Annotated in this window: 3 protein-coding genes and 2 pseudogenes; all 5 read left to right on the top strand. The window is 31.7% G+C overall.

The window, feature by feature from the left end; translation table 11 throughout:
• On the top strand, positions 1-1,141 hold a 1,141-nt coding region (locus VKJ25_RS18650), incomplete at its 5' end, for a sensor histidine kinase (protein ID WP_324238140.1).
• A 629-nt stretch (positions 1,142-1,770) separates the two neighbouring features.
• Entirely contained in the window at positions 1,771-4,179 is a 2,409-nt protein-coding gene (locus VKJ25_RS18645) for an ATP-dependent helicase (protein ID WP_375340348.1), read from the top strand.
• Positions 4,180-4,521: 342 nt separating this feature from the next.
• Positions 4,522-4,920, top strand: a pseudogene (locus VKJ25_RS24715) (retroviral-like aspartic protease family protein).
• 623 nt (positions 4,921-5,543) lie between these two features.
• Positions 5,544-5,618 (top strand): DUF4896 domain-containing protein, encoded by a 75-nt coding sequence (locus VKJ25_RS24710; RefSeq protein WP_375340349.1) that lies wholly within the window; start codon positions 5,544-5,546, stop codon positions 5,616-5,618.
• A 1,199-nt stretch (positions 5,619-6,817) separates the two neighbouring features.
• Positions 6,818-8,168: pseudogene (locus VKJ25_RS18630) on the top strand (SUMF1/EgtB/PvdO family nonheme iron enzyme); the annotation flags it as partial.

Raw genomic sequence — 8,168 nt, 5'->3', positions numbered from 1 at the left:
CACCATAATCTACTATCCAATGAAACTAGAAGAACATAAGTTTATTCGTTATTTTGAACCGGAACAAGCTCAACAAATTTGTCAGATTGCTATTATTGAAAAATTTAATTCCCAGGAGATTATTATTGAACAAGGTGGTGATTCAGATGCCTTATTTTTAATTTTGGAAGGTGAAGTTCAAATTCAAGTTAGGAAAAAAAGTGGGAGAGATAAAAATTATGTTGTGATTACATCTTTTGAATCAAATGATTATTTTGGCGAATTAGGAATTGTAGATAGACAACCAAGAATTGCTAGAGTAATTACTTTTAAAGAAACAACTATAGCTAAAATTTATTATGACCAAATAATGGATATATTAGCTGAAACAAAAGGGGATATTGTTTTAAAAATATTAAGTGTTTTGCCTGACAGACTTCGTTCTATGACGACGGAATATGTTAATCAATTAGCTTATAAAGAAAAAATGACTTTCATTGGAGAGATGGTTAACACTATTATTCACGATTTTAAAAGCCCTTTTACTGGTATTCAATTATCAAGTTCTATCTTAAAAGAACTTCATCCAGATCCAGAAAGTCAAGAGTGGTGCAATCTAATTTCTATTCAAGTTCAACGAATGTTAAATATGGCGGAAGAGGTACTGGCTTTTTCTAAGGGAGATACAAAATTATACTGTCAACCAGTTAATATAGAAAAGTTATTACAAAGCTTTAAAAAAATCAACCAAGTTTATGTTGATTCTACTTCTGTGAAATTGATAATTTCTGTTGAAGAGGATTTAGTCATATATGCTGATGAAAATAAAATTAATCGGGTATTACAAAATTTATTAGCTAATGCTATAGAAGCTTTCCATCAAAATCAAGGTAGGATAGAAATTAAAGTTAAGAGAAAAGATGAATGGGTTGAAATTACATTTTCGGATAATGGTTGTGGTATTCCTGAAGAAATTAAAGAGAATTTATTTGATGCTTTTGTAAGTGATAAGCAGGGTGGTATAGGATTAGGTACTGCTATTGTCAAAACAATTGTTGATGCTCATAATGGAGAAATTTATTTTGAATCAACTGTAGGGAAAGGTACAACTTTTTATCTTTATTTTCCTATTATGAAAGAGGGAACAGGGAACAGGGAATAGTAAAAAGTAAACATTAATATTTTCTGCTCAACTATGATAAAAGAGGAAATAGAGAATAGAGAACAGAGAACAGAGAACAGAGAACAGGAAATAGGGAACAGCAAGAAATAAACATTAATATTTACTGCTCAACTTAAAAATTTTAACTGGCAATTTTCAGGAAGGTGACTAAGGATTTTTCTGATAGTTTTACACTTCCATCTATCCGATAAAAGAGAGAAAAAGGAACAGCAAGAAATAAACATCAATATTTCTTACTAAAATTAAAAACTTTAACTGGCAATTTTCAAGAAGGTGACTAAGGATTTTTCTAATAGTTTTACACTTCCATCTATCTATGTGATAAAAGAGTGAAAAGGGGGGAGCAAGAAATAAACATTAATATTTCTTGCTAAACTTTTATTATAAAAGATGGAATAGGAAACAGGGAACAGCAAGAAATAAACATCAATATTTCTTACTAAACTTAAAAACTTTAACTGGCAATTTTCAAGAAGGTGACTAAGGATTTTTCTAATAGTTTTACACTTCCATCTATCTATATGATAAAAGAGTGAAAAAATTTAGCAAGAAATAAACATTAATATTTTCTGCTAAACTTTTAATTTTAACTGACGATTTTAAATAAAGTGACTGACGATTTTTCCGATAATTTTACACTTTCATTTGATGACCTTAAAACTAATACTAAAGATATAGAAAATACTTTATCAATAGCAACTTTAAGGGAACAAACAATTGAAAAAATTTGTTCTTCTTTAAGACCAGGACAACAACAAATGGCTGACTGGAAAGGAGGACCTTTGGCAGTATCAGCAGTTCCTGGAGCCGGAAAATCTTATGGTTTGGCAACAGCAGCAGCATTAGCGATCGCTCGCTATAAGTTACATAGTCATCATCAATTAATTGTTGTTACTTTTACTCGTTCGGCAGCGACTAATATTAGGGTTAAAATTCGTCAATTTTTAAAGGAGTTATCTTTACCTGAAGGTGGTTTTGTTGTTCATACTTTGCATGGTTTGGCTTTAAGTATTGCTCTACGTCACCCTGAGTTATCTGAGTTAGATTTGGAAAATTATAATTTGGTTTTGCCTACTCCTAGTAATAAGATAACTCGCAGTTGTGTAGAAAGTTGGATTGCTAAAAATCCAAGACATTATCAATTTTTAATTGAGGGAAGTCAGTTTGATGGAGAGGAAACGGAACGGTTAAGAAGGCAGTCTGTTTTAAGAACTGAAGTACTACCTCAGTTAGCTTGGAAAGCTATTCAACAGGCAAAAAGTTCTGGTCTTAAACCTGAAGATTTATGGGAACTAAGAGAGAAGACAAATGATAATTATCAGGTTTTAAATATTGCTGCTAGTTTATATCAAATATATCAGGAAATGTTGAGGGAAAGTAGATTAATTGACTATGATGAAATGATTTTGGCTGCTTTACGAGTATTGCAAAATGAAGGTGCTAGAAAAATGTGGCAAAAGCAAGTATTTGCTGTGTTTGAAGATGAAGCTCAAGATTCGACACCTTTACAAACTAAGTTATTAGAAATTCTGGCTACTTCTAGTGATAATAATGATAGTAATTTAGATTTTAATTCTCTGGCTCAGGAAGAAAGATTATCAAAATTAAGTCATCTAAATTTGATGCGTGTGGGAGACCCAAATCAAGCAATTAATTCTACATTTACTCCAGCCGATCCAATAGATTTTCGGCGATTTTGTGAAGAGTGTGAACAGTTAGAAAAATTAGCATTTATGGAACAAGCAGGTCGTAGTTGTCAGATAATTATTGATGCTGCTAATTTTGTGTTGAAGTGGGTAAATAGTTTGAATTTAGCAGGAAAAGAAAAACCATTTCGAGACCAAGATATTCATCCTGTAAAAGTTAAAGAATCAGAAAATAATCATAATCCTTTAGCTACTGGTAATGGTTTGGAAATATATGAACCTAGAGATATTTATCAAACTCTTAAATTGATGGGTAAACGGATAATTAATTTGTTTGAAGAAAATCCTGAAGGTAAATTTGCAGTATTAGTAAGAGAAAATAAACAAGGTCAATTTATTGCAGATACTTTTAGCGAACCTGGAAAGTATGGAATCGAAATTAATTTAGGAGATTATGGTATTAAAATACAGGATGTTTCTCAAGGAGCACGTCACTCTCAAATTCCGGCAGAAATATTAGCATTAATGCAGTTTATTTATCGCCCTCATTCTCCAGATTATTTAAAATCTGCTTTAAAAGTTTTAGGCGATCGCCACTTAATTCCCCAGCAAGATTATAATTATTTTGCGTCTCAATTAGAACAATTTCTTTACCCTGGTCCTCTCGATCCATATCAGTCAGAAAAGGTGCGTAAATGTCGAGATTTTTGTCGTAGTTTGCTTAAAGCAAAATTAGAATTGCCTCTTTATCAATTAATTTCTTTTTTGGCTTTGGCTTTAAATTATAAACAGTCAGATTTGGCAACTGCTGATAAGTTAGCTGAAAGAGTTGCTAAACAAACTGCTAATAATAGTTCGATTAATTCTATGTTAGAAGTGTTAAGTGAAATTGTTAATTCTGAGAGATTTGAAACTGTAGATGTGGAAGAAAATGCAGAGGAATATTATACTCGTTCTCGACAACTTACTATTATTACGATGCACAAGTCTAAGGGTTTAGATTGGGATTTTGTTTTTCTACCTTTTTTGCATGAAAATATAATTCCTGGTAATTTAAGAGTTTTGCCTCAAGCTACTTTTTTGGGAGATTTTGATTTAGCTGAAGTTGCTAGAGCGCAAATTCGAGCAAGTTTACAAGGAGAAGATTTACTAGATATTTCTAAAGCTTGGGAACAGGCAGGATATTTAAAAATGGCTGAAGAATTTAGGTTATTATATGTGGCAATGACTAGGGCAAAAAAGTTGTTGTGGATGTGTGCTGCTAAAGAAGCGCCTTTTACTTGGAATAAACCGGAAAATTTACAAGTACAAAAACCAAGTCCTATTTTATATGCTTTAAGAGAGAAGTTTCCAAGTTGTAGGGTGTGTTAGGCGCTAGCCGTAACGCACCACAGTTAATTTAAAAATCATATAAAAAATTGACGATATAGCACTATGATTAATGCAAAAATTATCAAAAAAGATGGTGTGTTAGCGAAGCGTAACACATCCTAATAGAATACTTCAGTTATTAGATTTTAGGTGAGTTAGGCGTTAGACTTAACGCACCATAATTAATTTAAAAATCATATAAAAAAAATTGACGATATAGCACCATAATTAATTCAAAAGTTATCCAAAAACATGATGCACTACGCTTCCCTAAGACACCCTAATGAACTTTAAGATAGAATAAAATAGAAAAAGTTTATGTAGTTGGTCGATCAAAATTCAATGGGTAAAATAACTACAAATTTAGTCATCAATAATCATATAAATAAAACAAATGCTTCTCAAGGTTGGATTTCTATTGAAGAAGTACGTTATATTGTTATTAAATATGTTTTGGTAGATACGGGAGCTACAACTCTCTGTTTACCACCAGAAGCGATCGCTCAATTAGGATTAGAAATTCTTAAATAAGTAGATGTCATGACTGCTACTGGTATTAGTAAAGCAGGCATTTTTCAAGATGCTAAAATTTCTCTACTTGGATGGGAAGGAACTTTTGAATGTTTAGAAATTTCTGGAGGTAAGGACTCTTTATTAGGAGTATTGCCACTAGAAGCTTTAGGTATTGAACTTGATTTACAAAATCAACTATTAAAAGTCTTTCCTACTAGCTCTAATTAAACTTATCTCACAATTTTATAGGGTGTTTTTTGTATTTTGGTTAATTAATTTAACCTCATTTCTTTGGCAATAATATATAATGTAGGTCGGGTTGTTCCCGTTAGGGTTGCGTAGGATGGAACGAAACCCAACATTTAGTGCATTAGGGCGGGTTTATATAAATTTTAGAGTAAGTATTAAAATTCTAGCTAAAACCTGCCCTTACTATTGCAAGATTTTAGAGCAAGAATTCCAGTATTTTAGGAACTTGAGGAAATCTTATCCGCAGGATAAACTAAATATTAATAAATGAAATAACTTATAACTGAAAAGGTGCAGATGAGATTGGCAAAATCTTATTTTACATGATCAAAAAAACTGAAAAAAGGCTGATAACTGATGACTGATTCAGCCCTATAAGTATTATTATCTGAATTAGGAGAAGCATGTGAGATGGTTCTATTCTTACTAAATTAACTAAAACTGCTAAATTTAACAGATGAATAAAAAGGGGATATTTTAGCAGAACTAATAGGCTCTGTTTGTCATTTGAATTTCATACAGAAAATTTACCGAATAATTAATAATTAAATAATTAAATAATTCGTGGCTTGAAGCCTCCCCTTTAAAGGAGAAAAAAATAAATTTTTTCCTTTTATTCAATCCTCTTCCTTTTCGGGAAAGGTAATTATCAATTATCCATTACTGAACAAATTTAATTCAAGAGGAAATAGAAAAATTACCAGATTAATCAAGATTACTTAGCAAGAGTTGACGGTAACAAAATCCAAGCCAAATTTTGTTCTATATCATAAAAAAACTAAAAAAGCTGATAAGTGATTCCGAGTACCACACAACTATAAATCTGTCAAACAGCTTTAATAGGAACAGAGAAAAATTAGTCTTTCATGGCAGAAAAAATCAACAAAATTTCCTCTCTAAACAACAATATCATGAGCTTTTCCCCCTAAAAGTTTAATTAAGCAAAAACATTCCTCTGGATTTTACATTCTTTGAGAATATCACAAAATTGAACCAAAGAGCTGAAAATATTGAAAGCTCGTTAAATAAATCGGGCAAAATTTCCGTTATTATGTCATCTAATCCTGACAATATTTAAAATTTTAAAACTAAACAGTATAAACCTATAACCAAAACTTAGAAGTATAGCGATCGCCTCTTAGGCAACCATCAAAATGAAACATTTTCTGAAGCACTCCAAACAAGCATCTGCTCCGAAATTTTTTTGAGATTTCTTATTAACAGAGAAGGGAAGCAATCTCAAAGTTCTAGAGATTGCTTCAGGGTCTTTTTGGTAGACCGTGAAAAATCATAGTGAAATATTTCCCCTGGCAATGACTTCCATGCTGTCATTGGGAGGAAAGGGGAAAAACTTAGCTTTGGTTTTTCTATATTAATACCCCGAAGAAATCTCCATCCAAAATGCTTAATTTTTCAGATATTTTCAGCCTCAAAGCGGGTATTTTTTGAGAAGCTAAAAAAGTTGAAACATTTATCTATCAATGCTTTTAGATTTAATCAGTAAACCCTAATTATTTGTGATACTTTTTTCTGAGTTAAAATTAACAGTAAATCAGATTTTATCAGTTTAAGTGTTGGGTTCAGGAACTCCCCCCAAACCCAAAATTATTTCAGTAGGGTGCATTTTGCTACGCAACATAAAAAGCAGAAAGCAGTGGAGCGTAAAGGAGTATTTTTAATATTCCATGAGTTACGCCATGTGCAACTTTTTCCCACCGAGGATATTTAGGGAATTTCGAGAATCAGACTTTCTCCTAAAGACTTAAAAACGTTGATAATTTTGTAGAAAGTTGTACATTTCCTGGCTCGACAAAACCCCACATTTCTGAAAATTTTTGAGCCTACGAAAAATTTTTAATTATCAGGAGAAAAAAATATGACTATACATTTGCTTCCCAAAGTTCATGGCGGAGTTGCTGTATGGAACAACTGTATTAATGCCTTTAATACTGCCCCCAATAAAACCATGCAGCAAAATTTAGAAGAGGAACAACTAGCTCATCAAAAAGAATTACAAGAAAAACAAATAGTTGCTAAATTTGAGATGGAATATATGCGTACTATGTCTCAGATTAAGTGGTCGCAAGATTATCAACAATTTCAACTAGAATTTCCCCAAAAACTAGAAATTGTTCGTCAAGAATTTGAAGCTAAAATAGTTGCATACCAATGGCAAGAAAATCCCCAGATTCAAGAATTTATTAAAGCCGTAGATATTGAAATAGCTAAAAGCTACCAAGAATTTCAATTATGGCTATTTCAACAACAAAAACAACTGCAAATAGAACTTTCTCAATATAATCGAGAAAATCAATTTCTTAACGCAACTTATCAACGAGAAGTTGCCCTAGAAATTAAAGAATTAGATAACTGGCCTCTGAAAATTTATCCATCACAAATTATTGAATCTCATCAAGATAGAAATCCTATTCCCTTGCAAATAATTCTCGCACCTCCAGAAATTGACTATGACCGTTTTGAAAATCCAAATAAAACTGTTAGTGCTGGATTTTTTAAAGTCGAAAAACGTCTTTCTCAAGACTTACGAAATTTTCTGGAAAAATATTATTCTCTAGAAAATGAACAACGGCCTACAGAATTAATAGACCGAGCTTGGGATAGTAACCGTTTTGCTGGAGGTAGTGCAGTTAAAGCTATATTTAGTCGCTTAAAATCGGAACCAATACTATTAATAGAATCAGAAGTAGATGGAGATTTGATTAATATGCAAGTTGCTTATTGGAGTGGGGGACAAGAAATTTTTCCTTTTTATAAAACCATAATTTCTCACTTGAATTATCCTAAATTTCTCTATGAATTTGCAATTAAACGTGCTTTAAATTGGGAAAAGAATGTGAAACAAAAACTCTTATCAAAAGGGAAAACAGAAGAAGATATCAACGAAAGATTTGGGGGAGATAATCCTTTAAATTTGAGTATTTATAGAGAAAATCAAGAATTAGCAGCAGATGGAATAGAAATTCAAAGTCACTATGAAACTAATAGTGAAGATTTTAGTAAATTCTCGGCTTTGTTAGGAGCTTATCATAATATTATTGCTGCCCTATTTACTGATATTCATTATTTAATTACTACTAACTTATCGCCGAAACTGCCAGAATTATTGCCAGAGTTAGAAACAGAATTTTCCGTAGATAAAAATCTGGCAAATGACTTATTTAAAATGGTAGTGGAAAGTTATATTGGCAGTCTGAAAGCGATGGAAA

Origin of the sequence: Okeania sp. (assembly GCF_035285525.1) — a bacterium.
Classification (GTDB): domain Bacteria; phylum Cyanobacteriota; class Cyanobacteriia; order Cyanobacteriales; family Microcoleaceae; genus Trichodesmium.
The sequence above is the reverse complement of the archived record's forward strand: the minus strand, read 5'-3'. Positions and strand labels throughout refer to the sequence as shown.